This is a genomic window from Pseudomonas sp. KCJK8993, from assembly GCF_046230915.1.
Lineage (GTDB): Bacteria > Pseudomonadota > Gammaproteobacteria > Pseudomonadales > Pseudomonadaceae > Aquipseudomonas > Aquipseudomonas piscis.
Genome location: NZ_JBJJLO010000022.1, coordinates 25,070 through 42,624 on the forward strand (window position 1 = coordinate 25,070; position 17,555 = coordinate 42,624).

A 17,555-nucleotide genomic window follows, 5' to 3' on the forward strand; every position below is an offset into this window, starting at 1 on the left:
ATCATCGAGGCCACATGTCTTTTGATCTTTCCGCGCGCCTCGCGGCCCGCCGTGCCGAGCATCTGTATCGCCAGCGCCCCTTGCTCGACAGCCCCCAGGGGCCGGAAGTGGTGGTCGACGGCCAGCCATTGCTGGCGTTCTGCAACAACGACTACCTGGGCCTGGCCAATCATCCACAGGTGATCGAAGCCTGGCGGGCCGGTGCCAGTCGCTGGGGCGTGGGCGGTGGCGCCTCGCACCTGGTGGTGGGCCATAGCGGTCCGCACCATGCTTTGGAAGAGGCCCTGGCCGAACTCACTGGAAGGCCCCGGGCGTTGCTGTTCAGCACCGGCTACATGGCCAACCTCGGGGCGGTCACGGCCCTGGTGGGGCAGGGCGATACGGTGCTGGAAGACCGTCTCAACCATGCTTCGCTGCTGGATGCCGGCCTGCTCAGTGGCGCGCGCTTCAACCGCTACCTGCACAACGATGCGGCCAGCCTGGCCAAGCGCCTGGAAAAGGCTACCGGCAATACCCTGGTGGTCACCGACGGCGTATTCAGCATGGATGGCGATGTGGCCGACTTGCCGGCCCTGGCCCGTGAAACCCAGGCCCGAGGCGCCTGGCTGATGGTCGACGACGCCCACGGCTTCGGTCCCCTGGGTGCCAATGGCGCAGGCTTGGTGGAGCATTTCGGCCTGGGCCTGGATGAGGTGCCGGTGCTGGTGGGCACCCTGGGCAAGGCCTTCGGAACCGCTGGGGCCTTCGTCGCCGGCAGCGAGGAGTTGATCGAGAGCCTGATCCAGTTCGCAAGGCCCTATATCTACACCACCAGCCAGCCACCGGCGCTGGCCTGCGCCACCTTGAAGAGCCTGGAGCTATTGCGCAGCGAGCACTGGCGACGCGAGCACCTGGCGAGCCTGGTCCGCCAGTTCCGCCGTGGCGCCGAGCAGATCGGCCTGGAGCTGATGGACAGCTTCACCCCGATCCAGCCGATCCTGGTCGGCGACAGTGCGCGAGCCATGGCGCTGTCGCAGAAATTGCGCGAGCGCGGGATCCTGGTCACCGCCATTCGCCCGCCGACGGTGCCGGCCGGCAGCGCACGGTTGCGGGTGACGCTGTCTGCGGCCCACAGCGAGAGCCAGGTGCAGCTATTGTTAGACGCATTGGCCGATTGTCACGGTGAACTGCAAGTGGAGCCGAGCCATGCGTGATCGACTGATCCTGTTGCCCGGCTGGGGGCTGGGCGTGTCGCCCCTGGCGCCCCTGGCGGCAGCGTTGCAGGGGCTGGACCAGCACCTGCGGGTAGAGGTCCAGCCGTTGCCGGAACTGATGTCCAGCGACCCGGACGATTGGCTGGATGAACTGGACGACGCGCTGCCGGACGATGCCTGGCTGGGTGGCTGGTCCCTGGGCGGGATGCTGGCCTCGGCGCTGGCGGCCCGTCGTGGTGAACGGTGCTGCGGGCTGCTGACCCTGGCCAGCAATCCCTGCTTCGTCGCCCATGCGCAGTGGCCAAGCGCCATGGCCCAGGACACCTTCGCCGCCTTCCTGGCGGGCTGTGCCGCCGACCCGCAAGGCACCCTCAAGCGTTTCTCGTTGCTCTGCGCCCAGGGCGCCCTCGACCATCGCGGCTTGTCCCGGGCATTGTCGGGGGGCGCACCGGTGTCCCAGCCACAGGTGTTGCTGGCGGGCCTGGAATTGTTGGCGCGGCTCGATACCCGCGAGGCCTTGCAAGGTTTTCGTGGGCCGCAGTTGCACCTGTTCGCCGGGCTCGATGGCCTGGTACCGGCTGAAACGGCCGCCGAGTTGCTGGCATTGTTGCCGGATGTGGAAGTTGGCCTGATCGAACAGGCCAGCCACGGTTTTCTTCTGGAGGACCCCCACGGAGTGGCGGGTGCGATCCAGGCGTTCTTGCATGAGTCCGGTGATGACTGATCTGTCTATTCCTGTGCTGGCCACCGGCTTGCCTGACAAGCGCCAGGTGGCGGCTTCGTTTTCCCGCGCGGCGGCCAGCTACGACAGCGTGGCCGAGTTACAGCGGGCGGTTGGCCAGCAGTTGTTGAGCCGCCTGCCTGCTGACTGGACCCCGGGGCGCTGGCTCGACCTGGGCTGCGGCACCGGGCATTTCAGCCGGGCGCTGGGGGAGCGGTTCGCGGGTAGCCAGGGCCTGGCCGTGGATATCGCCGAAGGCATGCTCCAGCACGCACGGCCCCTGGGTGGGGCCGAGTACTTCATTGCCGGGGACGCCGAGCGCCTGCCATTGCAGGCGGCCAGTTGCGAGTTGATCTTCTCCAGCCTGGCGGTGCAGTGGTGCGCCGATTTTGCCGCGGTGCTCAGCGAGGCCCGGCGGGTGCTCAAGCCCGGCGGTGTCCTGGCGTTCGCCAGCCTGTGCGTGGGGACCCTGCAAGAGCTGCGCGACAGCTGGGGGCAGGTGGACGGGCAGGTGCACGTCAACCGCTTTCGTGCTTTCGAGCGTTATGGCCAGTTGTGCGACGCCAGTGGCTTGCGGGTGCGTAGCCTGGAGCGTGTGCCCCATGTCCTGCATTACCCGGATGTGCGCAGCCTGACCCACGAACTCAAGGCCCTGGGGGCGCACAATCTCAACCCTGGCCGTCCTGGTGGCTTGACGGGACGGGCGCGCATCGCCGGGTTGATCGCCGCCTACGAGGGCTTTCGCCAGGCCAAGGGGCTGCCGGCGACTTACCAGGTAGTCCATGGCGTATTGGAGAAACCACGATGAGTCCTGCCTATTTCATCACCGGCACCGACACCGAGGTGGGCAAGACCACCATCGCCGCTGGCTTGCTGCATGCCGCGCGGCAGGCCGGGCTGAGCACGGCGGCGGGCAAGCCGGTGGCGTCCGGTTGCGAGCTGACGGCCAAGGGCTTGCGCAACGCCGATGCCTTGGCCTTGCAGGCGCAGGCGTCGTTGCCGCTGAGCTATGAAGAGATCAACCCGATCGCCTTCGAGCCGGCCATCGCTCCGCACCTGGCCGCACGCGAGGCGGGCGTGGCACTGACGGTGCAGTCGCTGTTGCTGCCCATGCGCCACGTCCTGGCCAAGGGCGCGGATTTCACCCTGATCGAAGGGGCGGGTGGCTGGCGCGTGCCCCTGGCGGGCCAGGACAACCTCTCGGACCTGGCCATGGCCCTGGGGTTGCCGGTGATCCTGGTGGTGGGCGTGCGGCTGGGGTGTATCAATCATGCCTTGCTGACTGCCGAGGCCATTGCCCGGGACGGTCTGCAACTGGCCGGTTGGGTGGCCAATATCGTCGATCCGCAGACCTCCCGTCTGGAAGAGAACCTGGCGACCCTGGCCGAGCGCCTTCCCGCGCCGTGCCTGGGCAGGGTGCCCCGGCTCAGGCTGGCCGGGGCCGAGGCGGTGGCCGAACACCTGCAACTGGACTTGCTGGACTAGATTTTGCCTATGACAGGGCAGATGGCCATTAGTGTTTTTGACGGGTGTTTTCTTGACGGGTCTGCTTCAATTGGCAACGTCATTCATTTTCCAGGTCGAGTCATCCCATGGAAATTTCCGGGAACAGCGCTTACTACGCCGGGCTGAACGCGATTCAGGCCGGGCAGAACCGGGTCGATCAAGCCGCTGGCCAGATCGCCAGCACGGCCGTCGAGCGCTCCGCCAGTAGCCAGTCGTCGGAGCTCCAGGTCAATCGCCTGCGTGGCGTGGACCGCAGCCAGGAGTCGGACCTGGCCAGCAGCGTGGTGGAAATGTCCGCCGGCAAGTTCCAGGTCGAACTGGGCGTCAAGGTCGCCAAGGCCTCGGATGAAGCCCTGGGTACACTGATCGACACCTACGCCTGATCGTCTTTTCGTTGAAGCCCGGCCCCCGTTTTCGGGGGCCGGGCTTTTTCATGCCTTCCTTTATGCATGCCATTTCCTCGGCTGATTTCCCTCGCTGACTGATTGCCGGCTACCCGGCTTCTACACTTCATGACAGATGCCGTGGGCCTTGGCCTGCGCGGGTGTTACCTGCCGATGACGAAAGGTATTTGTCCGACGCTTGACAAGATTTGGGCGTAAACGTATGTTTCAAACAACTGTTTGACCGCCATAAAAACTCAACGCGGTCGTTCATTCCCGGTTACATCAGCAGAGGTTTATCGCTATGCCTGACTACAAGGCCCCCTTGCGTGATATTCGCTTCGTTCGTGACGAGCTGCTTGGTTATGAGGCGCACTATCAGAGCCTTCCGGCTTGCCAGGACGCCACTCCGGACATGGTTGACGCCATTCTCGAGGAAGGTGCGAAGTTTTGTGAGCAGGTGCTGGCGCCGCTGAACCGTGTAGGCGACCTGGAAGGTTGCACCTGGAGTGAATCCGGCGTTAAGACCCCAACCGGCTTCAAGGAAGCCTACAAGCAGTTCGTCGAAGGCGGCTGGCCAAGCCTGGCCCACGACGTCGAGCACGGCGGCCAGGGCCTGCCTGAGTCGCTGGGTCTGGCGGTCAGCGAAATGGTCGGCGAGGCCAACTGGTCGTGGGGCATGTACCCAGGCCTGTCCCATGGCGCGATGAACACCATTTCCGCCCACGGTACGCCTGAGCAGCAAGACGCCTACCTGACCAAGCTGGTGACCGGCGAGTGGACCGGCACCATGTGCCTGACCGAGCCACATTGTGGCACCGACCTGGGCATGCTGCGCACCAAGGCCGAGCCTCAGGCCGACGGTTCCTACAAAGTCACCGGCACCAAGATCTTCATCTCCGCCGGTGAACACGACATGGCCGACAACATCGTCCACATCGTGCTGGCCCGCCTGCCCGACGCCCCGGCCGGCACCAAGGGCATCTCGCTGTTCATCGTGCCCAAGTTCCTGCCCAACGCCGATGGCAGCATCGGCCAGCGCAACGCGGTGAGCTGCGGTTCCATCGAGCACAAGATGGGTATCCACGGCAACGCCACTTGCGTGATGAACTTCGACGCAGCCACCGGTTTCCTGATCGGCCCGGCGAACAAAGGCCTGAACTGCATGTTCACCTTCATGAACACCGCTCGCCTGGGTACCGCGCTGCAAGGTCTGGCCCACGCCGAGATCGGTTTCCAGGGGGGGCTGAAATATGCTCGCGATCGCCTGCAAATGCGCTCGCTGACCGGTCCGAAAGCGCCGGACAAGGCTGCCGACCCGATCATCGTGCACCCGGACGTACGTCGCATGCTGCTGACCATGAAGGCGTTCGCCGAAGGCAACCGCGCCATGGTCTACTTCACCGCCAAGCAGGTGGACATCGTCAAGTACGGTGTGGATGAAGAAGAGAAGAAGAAGGCCGATGCACTGCTGGCCTTCATGACCCCGATCGCCAAGGCCTTCATGACCGAGGTGGGCTTCGAATCCGCCAACCACGGCGTGCAGATCTACGGTGGCCACGGCTTCATCGCCGAGTGGGGCATGGAGCAGAACGTTCGCGACAGCCGTATCTCGATGCTGTACGAAGGCACCACCGGCATCCAGGCCCTGGACCTCTTGGGTCGCAAGGTGCTGATGACCCAGGGCGAGGCGCTGAAGGGCTTCACCAAGATCGTTCACAAGTTCTGCCAGAACAACGAAGGCAACGAGTCCGTGAAGGAATTCGTGGCACCGCTGGCGGCACTGAACAAGGAATGGGGCGAGCTGACCATGAAAGTGGGCATGGCCGCGATGAAGGACCGCGAAGAGGTCGGGGCCGCATCGGTGGACTACCTGATGTACTCCGGTTACGCCTGCCTGGCCTACTTCTGGGCCGACATGGCGCGCCTGGCCGCCGAGAAACTGGCCGCCGGTACCACCGAAGAGGCCTTCTATACCGCCAAGCTGCAGACCGCGCGCTTCTACTTCCAGCGCATCCTGCCGCGTACTCGTGGCCATGTCGCCGCCATGCTCTCGGGCGCCAATAACCTGATGGACATGAAGGAAGAGGATTTCGGCCTGGCTTACTAAGCCTGTCCGGCTCCACTTCGAAGCCGCTCGCCCCTCGGGGCGAGCGGCTTTTTTGCATCTGCGGAGTCTGCGGAAAAATTCCCGACTAAAACGCTAAGCTGAAGCGATTCCCTGCCGTTAAAGAGATGGCAATGTGACGCCTGTCACGTCGCATGTGCTTAACTTCCGCAATGAAGGCACAATGCTATCTACTGATAAGCCGGGTTGGAGTTTTACCCTTGCCGCGTTCTTCCGCTGTACGTTTCAGTCACTTTCTTCCGTCTTTACTGCTTCTGCTTGCTGGGCTGGCGGCCGCCTACGTCAAGGATCTCAACGTATTCTTCACTTCGCTGTTCAACGTGCTGCCGACCCTGGTGCTGTTGCTCGGCGGGGCGTATTGCGCCGTTTATCGACGCCAGCGCGAGCTGTTCCTGATGGTCACGGTATACATCGCCTATTTCCTGCTCGATACCCAGACCGACTTCTACCGTGACAATGGCCGGGTGCGCGAGGATGCGGCGGTGGTGTTCCACCTGTGTTGCTTGTTGCTGCCCTTGCTGTTCGGTTTGTTCGCCGCCTGGCAGGAGCGCACGCATTTGTTCCAGGACATGGTGGCGCGCTTCGCCGTGCTGCTCGCCTTCGGCAGCGTGGCCCTGGGCCTGGAGCAGAGTTATCCCCAGGCGCTGCTGGCATGGCTGGCGGAGATCCGCTGGCCGGCCCTGCATGGCAGCTGGATGAGCTTGATCCAGTTGTCCTATCCAGTATTCCTTGCGGCCTTCCTGCTCTTGGCGATCCAGTACTGGCGCAGTCCGCGACCGTTGCATGCGGCGCAGTTGGTGGGCTTGCTCGGGCTGTTCTGGATGTTGCCCAAGACCTTCATCTTGCCCTTTACCCTGAACATCATGTGCAGTCAGGTGATGCTGATGATCGCCGCCGCGGTGGCCCACGAGGCCTACCAGATGGCCTTTCGCGATGAGCTGACCGGGTTGCCGGGGCGCCGTGCCCTGAACGAGCGCATGCAGCGCCTGGGGCGCAACTACGTGTTGGCCATGACCGACGTCGATCACTTCAAGAAATTCAACGACACCCATGGCCACGATGTTGGCGACCAGGTGCTGCGCCTGGTGGCCAGTAAGTTGTCGAAGGTCACCGGTGGCGGCCGTGCCTACCGTTATGGAGGTGAAGAGTTCGCCGTGGTGTTCGCCGGCAAGAGCCTGGACGAGTGCATGCCGCACCTGGAGATGATTCGCGAGATCATCGCCGGCTATAACATCCAGTTGCGCAACCAGGAAAACCGTCCCCAGGACGACCAGCAGGGGCGCCAGCGGCGTGGGGCCTCCGGGGCTTCCAGTGTGTCGGTGACCATCAGCATTGGCGTCGCCGAGCGGTTGATGGAGCATCGTACGCCCGAGGAAGTGCTCAAGTCCGCCGACCAGGCGCTCTATAGCGCCAAGGGCGCGGGGCGTAACTGCGTGATGGCCTTTGGGCAGAACCGCCGCGGCGCAGTGCGGATGGACGCGGCCGCAGGCTGATTTATGACGGCGCATTCAGCGTCCGCAGGGTGATTGGCAGGCCCCGGTGACGACAGTAGGTTACAACGACCTGCTGTCGGGGCGTCGCCATGGCTCAGGGCCAAGGGCTTTCGCCCGGCAGTTTGTATTCGATGACTGTTTGCCAGCGGCTTTGCCTGGGCGAGATGCATGCTCGTGGATGTTTATCACTTGCCAACGCCTAACTGCCGACAGGGCACCTGCCCCAGTGGACAAACGGACGTGTTCCCGGCAAGACCCGCCCCTGGCGGGTTTTCCTGTCTTATGGCTAGAAATTGACTAAAAATAATAAAAAAGTCACTAGATGACCCTATGTGTCGCAAAAGTTGTTCGGGTACACTCGGTTTCCCGTGAATGGGCCCGTTCCGGCCCGCCTGTTTAGATCCTGCGAGGTTTGCCATGGCTGACTACAAAGCGCCCCTGCGCGATATGCGCTTCGTCCTCAATGAAGTCTTCGAGGTCGCCAAGCTCTGGGCCCAGTTGCCAGCGCTGGCGGAAACAGTGGACGCCGAGACGGTCGAGGCGATCCTGGAAGAAGCGGGCAAGGTCACTGCCCGCAGCATTGCCCCGTTGAGCCGTAGTGGCGACGAAGCAGGCTGTCGCTGGAACGACACCGTGGTGACCACCCCGGAAGGTTTCCCGCAGGCCTACCAGACCTACGCCGAAGGTGGCTGGGTCGGTGTCGGCGGCGATCCAGAATTCGGCGGCATGGGCATGCCCAAGGCGGTATCGGCCCAGGTCGAGGAAATGGTCAACTCCGCGAGCCTCGCGTTCGGCCTGTACCCGATGCTGACCGCCGGCGCCTGCCTGTCGATCAACGCCCACGCCAGCGACGAGCTCAAGGCCATCTACCTGCCGAACATGTATGCCGGCGTCTGGGCCGGCTCCATGTGCCTGACCGAGCCCCATGCCGGTACCGACCTGGGGATCATCCGCACCAAGGCCGAGCCACGGGCGGACGGCGCCTATGCCATCACCGGGACCAAGATCTTCATCACCGGCGGCGAGCACGACCTGACCGAAAACATCATCCACCTGGTACTGGCCAAGCTGCCGGACGCCCCAGCCGGACCCAAGGGCATTTCCCTGTTCCTGGTGCCCAAGTTCATGGTCAATGCCGATGGCAGCCTGGGCGAGCGCAACCTGGTGAGCTGCGGTTCGATCGAGCACAAGATGGGCATCCAGGCTTCCGCCACCTGCGTGATGAACTTCGACCAGGCCGTTGGCTACCTGGTGGGCGAGCCGAACAAGGGCCTGGCGGCCATGTTCACCATGATGAACTACGAGCGCCTGGGCGTGGGCATCCAAGGCCTGGCCACGGGTGAGCGTTCCTACCAGAACGCCGTGGAATATGCCCGCGATCGCCTGCAGAGCCGTGCCCCGACCGGCCCGCAAGCCAAGGACAAGACTGCCGACCCGATCATCGTCCACCCGGACGTGCGGCGCATGCTGCTGACCATGAAGGCCGCCAACGAAGGCGGCCGGGCTTTCTCCACCTACGTGGCGATGCAACTGGACACCGCCAAGTTCAGCGAGGACGCCGAGACTCGCAAGCGTGCGGAAAACCTGGTGGCGTTGCTGACGCCCGTGGCCAAGGCCTTCCTCACCGACCTGGGCCTGGAGACCACCGTCCATGGCCAGCAGATCTTCGGCGGCCATGGCTATATCCGCGAGTGGGGCCAGGAGCAGCTGGTGCGCGACGTGCGCATCACCCAGATCTACGAAGGCACCAACGGCATCCAGGCCCTGGACCTGGTGGGGCGCAAGATCGTCGGCAGCGGCGGCGCGTTCTACAAGCTGTTCGCCGATGAGATCCGCCACTTCACCGCCACCGCCGATGCCCAGCTCGGGGAGTTCGTGCGGCCGTTGAATGCCGCGCTGGACAACCTGGATGAGCTGACGGCCTGGGTACTGGACCGCTCGGCCAGCAACCCCAACGAGATTGGCGCGGCTTCCGTGGAGTACCTGCAAGCGTTCGGCTACACCGCCTACGCCTACATGTGGGCACTGATGGCCAAGGCGGCGTTGGGCAAGGAGCAGCAAGACGAGTTCTACGCCAGCAAGCTGGGGACCGCGCGCTTCTACTTCGCCCGGCTGCTGCCGCGTATCCACTCGTTGAGCGCTTCGGTCAAGGCGGGCAGCGAGTCGCTGTATCTACTGCCGGCGGAGCAGTTCTAAGAGGCAAAGTGCCTGTAAGACATTTCTTACGTTGCGTGCTGCAGATCGCCCATATCGGCGAACGAGGGGGATCGCTAATCTACGTGACATGGACGTAGCGCAGGAAGCGCAAAGAAATAACACGGACACGTAGGATTCCGCCAGGATGGTGGAGTGAAATGGATGTCAGGGAAACAGTCTGCAAAGCCCCGCTTCGGCGGGGTTTTTCTTTTGTGCGGATTTTTCCGGCTCCGCTTCAGGGCAGTGTTTCTGGCAGTGCCGGCCCGCCCAGGCGCCCGTCCTGGCTGTGCAGCGGGTCCTCCAATAGCGTGCGCAGCAATTCCAGGGTTCCCTGCTGACGCTGCAGGTCACGGCAAACCAATCCGACTTTCAACGGCACCCTGGGCTCGCTCAAGGGTTTCCAGAGCAATTGCCGATTGCCGTTCTGCTGTTGGGAGCGTCCCGGCAATACGGTGGCCAGCCGGGTATGGGGCAGGCTGTCGAGGATCCCGGCCATATTGTTCAGCTCCGCCTGTACCTGCGGACGGCGCCCCAGGTTGGCCAACTGGGCCTGCCAGATCTGGCGGATCTGGAACTCCTCCCCCAGTAGCAGCATCGGTAGCTCGGCCGCCTGGCTCATGGAGACTTTCTTGAATTCGCGCAGGGGATGCTGCTCGGGGATGACCAGGGTCAGTTCGTCTTCGTACAGCGGTACGCCATGCAGCCCCGGTTGCCGCGGTGGCAGATAGCTGATGCCGATATCCAGCGAGCCATTGAGCAGGCGCCGTTCGATTTCCAGGCCGGTCAATTCGTAGATCTGCACCACCAGGTGCGGCTGGGCCTTGCGCACCCGTTCGAGCATCTGCGGCACCAGGCTGCTGTGCACGGTTTGCAGCACGCCGATGGCCAGGGTCCGCAGGGCCTGGCCCTTGAAGTTGCGCAGGGCTTCGCGGGCCTGTTGCAGGCCATCGAGCAGAGGCAGGGCATGGTTGTACAGGGTATGCGCGGCCAGGGTCGGCAACAGGCGCTTGCTGCTGCGCTCGAACAGGCTCACATCCAAGTGCTGCTCCAACTGGCGAATCTGCTGGGAAAGCGCCGGTTGGGAGATCGAAAGGCGCTCTGCGGCGCGCCCTACGTGACCTTCTTCATACACCGCGACGAAATAACGCAGTTGCTTGAAATCCATAAGTACTTCTTATCGAAAAAGCTTAAAAATCGAAATGGCCCAAAGCCCCGTAGGGGCCTAGTCTACGCTTATTCACAGGGCTTACAGGGCCACGAAAGAAGATGAGTAGCGTTCAGGTCGATGGCTTTTACATAGGAAAGACAATAAACATCGACCCAGGACAGGTCCATGACGAGGGCCGGCACACCCTTGCAAAGCAGCTCGGATCATGGTCATGGAGCCTGCGGGCATGAACCTGTTCAACCTGCGTCGCACCCCGCCCAGCCTGGACCAGCTGGCCATGGCCCCGAGCGCGGCCACTGTTGTCGACAACCTTTCCAGCGACTGCCTGATGCCCAGCGTACCCAGGCCGCAGCCGGTATTCGTTCGCGGCCAGGGCTCCTGGTTATGGGACAGCGACGACCGAACCTACCTCGATTTCACCCAGGCCGGAGCCGCCAACAGCCTTGGTCACAGCCCGTCGGTGCTGGTCGACGCCCTGACCGCCCAGGCGCGATCGCTGATCAGCCCGGGTTCCGGGTTCTATAACCGCGGCATGCTCAAGCTTGCCGCACGGTTGTGCCGCAGCACCGGCAGCGACCAGGCCTATCTGTTGGGTAGTGGTAGCGAGGCGTGTGAAGCGGCGATCAAGCTGGCGCGCAAATGGGGGCAACTGCATCGCGGTGGCGCGGCAGGCATCATCACCGCCAGCCAGGCTTGCCATGGCCGGGGTTTCGCCGCGCTGTCGGCGTCTGCGGGCAATGCCAGCGGCAATCGGTTCGAGCCGCGCCTGCCGGGTTTCAGCCAGGTGCCGTTCAATGACCTGCCGGCCCTGCATGCGGCGGTGGATGCGCAAACCGTGGCGATCATGCTCGAACCGATCCAGGGCGAGGCGGGCGTGGTGCCGGCCACCGAGCATTACCTCAAGGGCGTGGAGCGGCTGTGCCGCGAGCTGGGCATCCTGCTGATCCTCGATGAAGTCCAGACCGGTATCGGTCGTTGCGGCACCTTGCTGGCCGAACAACTGTATGGCGTGCGCGCCGACATCATCGCCCTGGGCAAGGGCCTGGGTGGCGGAGTGCCGCTGGCAGCCCTGCTGGCCCGGGGCAAGGCCTGTTGTTTCGAGCATGGCGAACTGGACGGCACCCACCACGGCAATGCCCTGATGACCTCGGCCGGGCTGGCGGTGCTCGACTGCTTGCAGGAACAGGGCTTCTTGCCGCAAGTACGCAGCAATGGCCAGTACCTGGGCCAGGGCCTGGTTCGCCTGGCCAGTCGTCATGCCCAGGGCCAGGTCCGTGGCCAAGGGCTGCTCTGGGGCATGACCCTGGCCGATGACTCGGCCGAGGCAGTGGTCAAGGCCGCCTTGCAGGAAGGGTTGCTGCTCAATGCCGTGCAGCCGGACTGCCTGCGCTTCACCCCGGCGCTGACCGTGAGCAAGGGCAATATCGATGAAATGCTGCTGCGCCTGGCCCGAGCCTTCGCCCGGGTTCGTACCGCGCAGTTGCAATGCCGCAAGGGAGTGGCCGTCTGATGCGAGTATTGATCCTGCAGCACAGCGCGGCTGCCGGTCCGGGGCGAATCAACCAGTGGCTGCTGGAGCGCGCCACCTCGGTGCATATCTGCCATCTGCATGCCCAGGCCCGCCTGCCACGGCTCGACAGCTTCGACCTGCTGATCCTGCTGGGCGGTCCCATGAGTGTGCATGACGAAATCCAGGCGCCCTGGCTGGTCGCGGAAAAGCGCCTGCTGCGCAAGGCCCTGTCCGCCGGCAAGCGGGTGCTGGGCATCGGCCTGGGCGGCCAGCTCCTGGCCCAGGCCTTGGGCGCCCGGGTACGTCCTTGCGCGGCCAGCGAGATTGGCTGGTGGCCGGTGGAAAAGTACCCCAGCGCCCAGGACTCGCCCCTGGGGCTGGCGTTGCCCGAACGCCTGATGGCTTTCCATTGGCATGGTGAAAGTTTCGATCTGCCCAAGGGCGCCCTGCCGCTCTATCGCTCTGCCGCCTGTGCCAACCAGGGATTCATCTGGCAGGAACGGGCCATTGGCTTGCAGTGCCTGTTGCAGAGCGACTTGCAGAGCATCGAGGCGCTGCTGCAATCGCGCCCCCAGGGTTGGTTGAGCGCCGAGCAGGATGCCGGGCCGGAAACCGTCGAGGACCGCCAGGCGATCATCGCCGGCATTCCCCATTGCAGCGGCCTGGCGCCGACCCTGTTCCGAATGCTGGACTACTTGTCCGGGCCCCTGCCGACCTTGCGCTAACAGAACTCCTGAACCGTCTCGCGGTATAACGCATCGCCCCGTGTCCGATCTTTCGCACGGGGCGTTTTTTTGTCGCCGTCTTTTCCAGACCCGAACACCCCTGCGGCATGGCCCTCAAGCTACTGAACATCGTGCACAAGCATGGGATCGAGATTCTCGCCTGAGTGTCCTGGGCCGGTCGGCAATTGGGCTGAACCCTGGCCAGGGGCCAGGGTCGATTGCAGGTAGGGCTCATCCGAGCCGTTTCTGTCTGGAGCCATTTATGGATCTGATCCGCATTATCTTCGCCATCCTGTTGCCGCCCCTTGGCGTGTTCCTGCAAGTGGGATTCGGCGGCGCCTTCTGGCTGAACATCCTCTTGACCTTGTGCGGATACATCCCCGGCATCGTGCATGCGGTGTACATCATCGCCAAGCGCTAGAAACCATCAGGCCCGCCCCAGGCGGGCCTGATATTCAGTGCTGCGCCTGCAACACCTTGTGGTAGAACAACCATTCCTGCTCCAGGGCGTGGGCCTGGTTCTCGGCCTTGCGAAAGCCGTGGCGTTCCTCCGGGTAGTAATGGGCCTCGGCGGCAAGCCCCTGCTCTTGCAGGGCCTTGAGCATGACCCGGGTCTGCTCGGGCACCACTACTGCGTCCAGTTCACCCTGGAAGAACACCACGGGCACGCGGATCTGACCGGCGTGCAGCAAGGGCGTCCGGGCCAGGTAGCGCTCGCGGTCCTGCTCGGGATCGCCGATCAGCCAATCCAGGTAGTCGCCTTCGAACTTATGGGTGGTGCGGACCAGGGCCAGGGGATCGCTGACCCCGTAGAGGCTGGCGCCGGCACGAAAGACCTGGGCGAAGGCCAGTGCGCACAAGGTGGTGTAGCCGCCGGCGCTGCCGCCGCGGATGAACGCTTGCCCAGGGTCGATCAGGCCTTGCTGGTCGAGGTAGGCCACCACCGCGCAGGCGTCTTCCACGTCCACTTCGCCCCAGCGCAGATGCAGGGCCTGGCGATAGGCCCGGCCATAACCGCTGCTGCCCCGATAGTTGAGGTCGGCCACGGCGAAACCGCGCTGGGTCCAGAACTGGATGCGCGGATCGAGCATCGGGTAGCAGGCCGAGGTCGGGCCGCCATGGATGAACACCACCAGGGGGGGACGACCCGCGCCATTCATGGCCGGGTAGAAGAAACCATGGGCCTGGCCCCCGCCGCTGGGATAGCACAGGGTCTGCGGACGGCTGATGAGCTCCGCAGGCAGGGGGGCGACGCCTCCGGCCAGGACCTGGACCTGGCTCGTTGCACGGTCGATGGCCAGCACTGCCGAGGGGCTGGTGGGCGAGGCTGCGATGCAATACAGCCGCTGCGAATCCAGGGCCAGGCTGCGAAAGCGGCTGTAGGCGCCAGTGAAATCCTGCGGTGCAGCATCGGCCTGGTGCAGCCCGAGACGGCCGAAACCCTCCTCGGTCCAGCTGCCCAGCCAGCTATCGTCGCCCAGTGGCAGCCAGGTGCAGCCGCCCAGCTGCCAGGGGGCCGGGGCGTGGTCCGCCGGCGCGCAGGGCAGTGGGCGCAGGCCCGGGCCAGACTCGGCCCAGGGCTGCCAGAAACCCTGGCGGTCGGTGAGGCAATGCAGCTTGCCGTGCGGGTCGAAGCGCGGTTGTTGCAAGGATTCCGGCTCGTCGTTGCCCGCCACGCAGCGTGGTTCGCCCCAACTGGCGTCGGCCAGGCGCTCGGCGAGCATCAGGCGGGTGCTGGTCCAGGGTTGGTGCGGGCGGTCCCATTCGATCCAGGCCAGGCGCTGGCCGTTGGGGCTCAGGGTTGGCGCGGCATAAAAATCGGCACCGGCGGCCAGCAGATGCTGGTGCCCGGTTTCGATATCGATGGCCAGCAACCGATGGCGGTCACCGCATTCCTCCACGGCCAGGACCTGGCCGGCGTAATGCTGGACATCTCCATAGCGGCAGTCGCCCTGGGTCAGCGCCACGGGAGCGCCACCGGCCAGCGACTGGCGATACAGCTGCTGGTCCTCGTCGTTGACGAACAGCAGGCTGTCGGCGCCGATGCAGAAGGCACCACCGCCGTATTCATAGACCCGGCTGCGGGCGCTGAAGCCCGTGGGGGTCAGGCAGCGGGCCTGGCCCTGGTGCCAGTGCCAGATCCGGCAACTGGCATCTTCTGGGCGATATTCATTCCAGAACAGGCCTTGGGGCGTCAGTTGCAGTTCGGCGAAGTCGACGCCAGCGGCGGTGGCCTGGCTGGCACTGAAGGGTTCAACCCTTAGCGATGAGGCGTGAGTTTCGTTCATTGCGAAATGCCAGTTGTTCGATGGTCTGGGTGGCGGTTTCGGACTCTTCCCGGGCCTTGAGGATCATCCCGTGGTGCGCCGACTTGCTGCATACCGGATCGGCATTGCTGGCGTCGCCGGTCAGCATGAACGCCTGGCAACGGCAGCCGCCGAAGTCCTGTTCCTTTTCGTCGCAGGAGCGGCACGGCTCGGGCATCCAATCGTAGCCGCGAAAGCGGTTGAAGCCGAAGGACTCATACCAGATGTGCTGCATGCTGTGCTCGCGCACATTGGGAAACTGCACCGGCAACTGCCGCGCACCGTGGCAAGGCAGGGCGGTGCCGTCCGGGGTCACGGTCAGGAACAGGCTGCCCCAGCCGTTCATGCAGGCCTTGGGGCGTTCCTCGTAGTAGTCCGGAGTGACGAAGATCAGCTTGCACGGGTGGCCCTGGGCCTCCAGCTTGGCCCGGTACTCGTTGGTGATTCGCTCGGCGCGCACCAGTTGCTCGCGGGTCGGCAGCAGGCCAACGCGGTTGAGCTGGGCCCAGCCATAGAACTGGCAGGTGGCCAATTCGACGAAGTCGGCTTCCAGGGCGATGCACAGCTCGATGATGCGGTCGATCTTGTCGATATTGTGCCGATGGGTGACGAAGTTCAGCACCATCGGGTAGCCGTGGGCCTTCACCGCGCGAGCCATCTCCAGCTTCTGCGCGAAGGCTTTCTTGGAGCCCGCCAGCAGGTTGTTCACCTGCTCGTCGCTGGCCTGGAAGCTGATCTGGATATGGTCCAGGCCAGCCTTCTTGAAGTCGCTGATCTTCTGCTCGGTGAGGCCGATGCCGGAGGTGATCAGGTTGGTGTAGAACCCCAGCTTGCGCGCCTCGCCGATCAGTTCGGCCAGATCCTGGCGCACCAGCGGTTCGCCGCCGGAAAAGCCCAGCTGCGCGGCGCCCATCTCCCGGGCCTCGCGAAACACCTTGAGCCACTGGGCGGTATCGAGCTCCTGGCCCTGGGCCGCGAAGTCCAGCGGGTTGGAGCAATACGGGCATTGCAGCGGGCAGCGATAGGTCAGCTCGGCCAGCAGCCACAGCGGCAGGCCGATCTGTGGCTTGGCGGGCACGCTGGGATCAGCCGAGTTCGATCCAGTGCTGGGCACGGGCGACCTCCATGAATTGCTCGATATCGTCCCCGAGCTCGGCGACCCCGGGGAACTGCACCTGCAGCTCGCCGATGATCGCCGCCACGTCGCGCTCGCCATCGATCAAGCCGCCGATCAGGGCGGCGCTGTCGTTGAGCTTGATCATGCCCTCGGGGTACAGCAGGACATGGCCCTTTTGCGCCGGCTCGTACTGGAAGCGGTAGCCGGGGCGCCAGCGTGGGGTTTTGCTGCGATCGAAACTCATAAGGTGATCCCTTTGTGCCAGACCCGCTGCTCAGTGACGCTGTGATAAGGCGGGCGGTTCAGTTCATAGGCCATGCTCATGGCGTCGAGCATGCTCCAAAGAATGTCCAGTTTGAACTGGAGAATTTCCAGCATGCGCTCCTGGCCCGCGCGGGTGGTGTAGTGCTGCAAGGTGATGGCCAGGCCATGCTCCACGTCTCTGCGGGCCTGGCCCAGGCGCGTGCGGAAGTACTGGTAGCCGGCCGGGTCGATCCACGGATAGTGCTGGGGCCAGCTGTCCAGGCGCGACTGATGGATCTGCGGGGCGAACAGTTCGGTCAGGGAGCTGCTGGCGGCTTCCTGCCAGCTGGCGCGCCGGGCGAAGTTGACGTAGGCATCCACGGCGAAACGCACCCCCGGCAATACCAGCTCCTGGGAACGCAGCTGGTCCGGGTCCAGGCCCACGGCCTGGCCCAGGCGCAGCCAGGCCTCGATGCCACCGTCCTCGCCGGGGGCGCCGTCATGGTCCAGCAGGCGCTGGATCCACTCGCGGCGCACTTCCCGGTCCGGGCAGTTGGCGAGGATCGCCGCATCCTTCATGGGGATGTTCACCTGGTAGTAGAAGCGGTTGGCGACCCAGCCCTGGATCTGCTCGCGGCTGGCCCGGCCTTCGTACATCGCCACGTGGTAGGGGTGATGGATGTGGTAATAGGCGCCCTTGGCGCGCAGGGCCTGTTCGAATTCGGCGGGGGACAGCGGGGTGTCGGTCATCTGGGTTCTCCGGGGCTTGGCCTGGTCGCGGGCGGGCCCGCGGTTGCGCAAACGGCCCCAGGGCGCTGGGGCCGAGCTTGTGGGCTAGCAGGCCGTTGAAAAACGTTGGCGATGGC

General features: G+C 64.4%; 16 protein-coding genes. 11 read left to right on the forward strand and 5 right to left on the reverse strand.

Annotated elements, in window-relative coordinates; genetic code table 11:
* Positions 1–14: 14 nt before the first annotated feature.
* The 8 genes from bioF (at position 15) to ACK6AU_RS10090 (ending at position 9,620) form a co-directional block, all read left to right on the forward strand.
* Positions 15–1,193: an 8-amino-7-oxononanoate synthase gene (gene bioF, locus ACK6AU_RS10055; RefSeq protein ID WP_409299103.1), complete on the forward strand. Its 1,179-nt coding sequence runs from the start codon at positions 15–17 to the stop codon at positions 1,191–1,193.
* Positions 1,186–1,917: an alpha/beta fold hydrolase gene (locus tag ACK6AU_RS10060; RefSeq protein WP_409299105.1), complete on the forward strand. Its 732-nt coding sequence runs from the start codon at positions 1,186–1,188 to the stop codon at positions 1,915–1,917. Before bioF ends, ACK6AU_RS10060 begins: the two co-directional genes overlap by 8 nt.
* Positions 1,910–2,722 (forward strand): malonyl-ACP O-methyltransferase BioC, encoded by an 813-nt coding sequence (gene bioC, locus ACK6AU_RS10065; protein ID WP_185697191.1) that lies wholly within the window; start codon positions 1,910–1,912, stop codon positions 2,720–2,722. The genes ACK6AU_RS10060 and bioC overlap by 8 nt, the downstream gene beginning before the upstream one ends.
* A complete protein-coding gene (bioD, locus tag ACK6AU_RS10070; protein ID WP_185697192.1) occupies positions 2,719–3,399 on the forward strand; it encodes a dethiobiotin synthase in 681 nt (226 codons plus the stop codon). The genes bioC and bioD overlap by 4 nt, the downstream gene beginning before the upstream one ends.
* A gap of 107 nt (positions 3,400–3,506) precedes the next feature.
* Positions 3,507–3,803 (forward strand): pyrroloquinoline quinone biosynthesis protein PqqE, encoded by a 297-nt coding sequence (locus ACK6AU_RS10075; protein ID WP_185697193.1) that lies wholly within the window; start codon positions 3,507–3,509, stop codon positions 3,801–3,803.
* A 304-nt stretch (positions 3,804–4,107) separates the two neighbouring features.
* Positions 4,108–5,913 (forward strand): phenylacyl-CoA dehydrogenase, encoded by a 1,806-nt coding sequence (locus ACK6AU_RS10080; protein ID WP_185697194.1) that lies wholly within the window; start codon positions 4,108–4,110, stop codon positions 5,911–5,913.
* A 218-nt stretch (positions 5,914–6,131) separates the two neighbouring features.
* A complete protein-coding gene (locus ACK6AU_RS10085) occupies positions 6,132–7,424 on the forward strand; it encodes a GGDEF domain-containing protein (protein WP_185697195.1) in 1,293 nt (430 codons plus the stop codon).
* Positions 7,425–7,841: 417 nt separating this feature from the next.
* Entirely contained in the window at positions 7,842–9,620 is a 1,779-nt protein-coding gene (locus ACK6AU_RS10090; RefSeq protein ID WP_185697196.1) for an acyl-CoA dehydrogenase C-terminal domain-containing protein, read from the forward strand.
* 235 nt (positions 9,621–9,855) lie between these two features.
* Here ACK6AU_RS10090 and ACK6AU_RS10095 read toward each other — a convergent pair whose 3' ends face one another.
* Positions 9,856–10,785 carry a LysR family transcriptional regulator gene (locus ACK6AU_RS10095; RefSeq protein WP_185697197.1) on the reverse strand — a complete coding sequence of 310 codons (930 nt, stop codon included), beginning with the start codon at positions 10,783–10,785 and terminating at the stop codon, positions 9,856–9,858.
* Between the two features lie 229 nt (positions 10,786–11,014).
* On the opposite strand from ACK6AU_RS10095, the gene ACK6AU_RS10100 reads away from it, so the two are divergent.
* The 3 genes from ACK6AU_RS10100 to ACK6AU_RS10110 all read left to right on the forward strand — a co-directional run bounded on the left by ACK6AU_RS10100 (position 11,015) and on the right by ACK6AU_RS10110 (position 13,444).
* A complete protein-coding gene (locus ACK6AU_RS10100) occupies positions 11,015–12,298 on the forward strand; it encodes an aspartate aminotransferase family protein (protein ID WP_409299110.1) in 1,284 nt (427 codons plus the stop codon).
* A complete protein-coding gene (locus ACK6AU_RS10105; protein ID WP_185697199.1) occupies positions 12,298–13,023 on the forward strand; it encodes a type 1 glutamine amidotransferase in 726 nt (241 codons plus the stop codon). The genes ACK6AU_RS10100 and ACK6AU_RS10105 overlap by 1 nt, the downstream gene beginning before the upstream one ends.
* Positions 13,024–13,285: 262 nt before the next feature.
* Entirely contained in the window at positions 13,286–13,444 is a 159-nt protein-coding gene (locus tag ACK6AU_RS10110; RefSeq protein WP_011063854.1) for a YqaE/Pmp3 family membrane protein, read from the forward strand.
* A gap of 34 nt (positions 13,445–13,478) precedes the next feature.
* On the opposite strand, the gene ACK6AU_RS10115 is transcribed toward ACK6AU_RS10110, so the two are convergent.
* Genes ACK6AU_RS10115 through pqqC form a run of 4 tightly spaced genes read right to left on the reverse strand, consistent with a single transcriptional unit; the run spans position 13,479 to position 17,439 of the window.
* Complete coding sequence (locus ACK6AU_RS10115) at positions 13,479–15,311, reverse strand: S9 family peptidase (RefSeq protein WP_409299112.1); 1,833 nt, start codon at positions 15,309–15,311, stop codon at positions 13,479–13,481.
* Positions 15,277–16,443, reverse strand: a complete 1,167-nt coding sequence (gene pqqE / locus ACK6AU_RS10120; RefSeq protein WP_409299114.1) for a pyrroloquinoline quinone biosynthesis protein PqqE — start codon at positions 16,441–16,443, stop codon at positions 15,277–15,279. Before pqqE ends, ACK6AU_RS10115 begins: the two co-directional genes overlap by 35 nt.
* Complete coding sequence (gene pqqD, locus ACK6AU_RS10125) at positions 16,415–16,690, reverse strand: pyrroloquinoline quinone biosynthesis peptide chaperone PqqD (protein WP_022641451.1); 276 nt, start codon at positions 16,688–16,690, stop codon at positions 16,415–16,417. The genes pqqE and pqqD overlap by 29 nt, the downstream gene beginning before the upstream one ends.
* Complete coding sequence (pqqC, locus tag ACK6AU_RS10130) at positions 16,687–17,439, reverse strand: pyrroloquinoline-quinone synthase PqqC (protein WP_053137658.1); 753 nt, start codon at positions 17,437–17,439, stop codon at positions 16,687–16,689. The genes pqqD and pqqC overlap by 4 nt, the downstream gene beginning before the upstream one ends.
* Between the last annotated feature and the right edge of the window lie 116 nt (positions 17,440–17,555).